1 protein-coding gene is annotated in these 1,467 nt (G+C 32.0%); it reads right to left on the reverse strand.

Going from position 1 to position 1,467, the window contains the following annotated elements; translation table 11 throughout:
* Window positions 1-254: 254 nt before the first annotated feature.
* Window positions 255-1,238, reverse strand: coding sequence for an alpha/beta hydrolase (locus LG651_RS15625; protein ID WP_226697041.1), 984 nt, complete (start codon window positions 1,236-1,238; stop codon window positions 255-257).
* Window positions 1,239-1,467: the final 229 nt, after the last annotated feature.

Genomic DNA, 1,467 nt, shown 5'->3' on the forward strand with positions numbered 1-1,467 from the left:
ATTCAAACTTTTCAGTTCCGATATATCCATTATAGAATCCGTTCACAATTAACTTGTTCAGAATCCTTAAATTTTTATCACTTTTGGTCATCGTTTGTCTCATTTCTCAAATTACACACAACGGTCTCGTATAACCGTCAGTTACGGGATTAAAGTTAATAATTTTCGGTTAAGCACAGACGTTAGCAATTCCGAGTGGATTCTGACGTAGTCGAATCCGCCGTAATTGCGGTTATACATTGTTGGCAACAGTTTTAATTCTTTTTATTCCACCTTTCAATCAACCTGAACGTTTTACTGTTCCTTACAATATCTAAATGTTTTACATTTTCCATAATTTCTACTTGGGTAAATTTTTTAGAAGGTTTAAATACGATTGGAAATTGTCCAGGATAAAAACTTTCGTCTTCTTTTCCTACCAAAACCAAACAGGGTATGTTTATGTTTTTTATCTCTTGTTGATAGTTTTTTGAATCAAAATTCATGGTCATATTGTATGAATACGAAGGAACTTGTAGACTGTCATTAATGTTTTCAGGACGATTAAAAAACAAAACAGGTAAATGGTTTAAGTTTTTTATACCTAGATTATTGAGCATTGAAAGTCCGATTATTCTTTTCAAGGCTACTTTTACCCATCCACCACTATTTGGTTTTACTGTTGGTGAATTATATCCCAAATAGGGCGAAATTAAAATTGCTTTATCCACTTTACTGTTTTTTGGATTTCCAATAAACCTTAAAACAAATCCACCACCTGAAGAATGACCAGCCAAAATGACCTTTTTAGCATTAAGATTTTTCTTGCTAAATCGAATCAAATCTTCAATATCGTTTTCAAGTTGTCCAATGAAATCGATATCACCTCGTTTCCCTTTATTTCTACCATGCCCTCTTATATCAGGTGTTATTACCGTAGCAATATTTTCACTCGCCATTGCATTTGCAATTTCTGACAAATATCTACTTTCTGAACCGGAACCATGAATAAGAATCATAACATCTTTGCTCTGACTTTTATAAACTCTACTAAAAATCTCCTTATCATCTCTCATTTTCACCCATTGCTCAACTCCTAAAGCTACATTTGTGTTTTCTTTTATAGAACTGTAATCATAATTTGTTACATTTTTTTCAAGTTTAATAGGCCAGTAAATAAGAGTTAAACATATTAGTGTATAAATAACAACACTTATTAAAAGTGTCTTTATAATCCATTTTAAAATTTTATTTCGCATTTTTTTAGTTAATTATTTCTCAGCAAAAATGAATCTAAAAACATGCTGGTAGAAAAATTAAATTCTGATTTGTTGTTTTTAAAGGATGAGCTGTCAAATTGTTGCCAACGGTCTCGTATAACCGTCAGTTACGGGATTAAAGTTAATGTTTTTCGGTTAAATACTGACGTTAGCAATTCCGAGTGGATTCTGACGTAGTCGAATCCGCCGTAATTGCGGTTATACATTG

Origin of the sequence: Neotamlana sargassicola, from assembly GCF_020523965.1 — a bacterium.
Taxonomy (GTDB): Bacteria; Bacteroidota; Bacteroidia; order Flavobacteriales; family Flavobacteriaceae; genus Neotamlana; species Neotamlana sargassicola.

Coding starts and splice junctions, on each gene's coding strand:
- LG651_RS15625 (WP_226697041.1), bottom strand. CDS start 1,238: ATGCGAAATAAAATTTTAAAATGGATTATAAAGACACTTTTAATAAGT.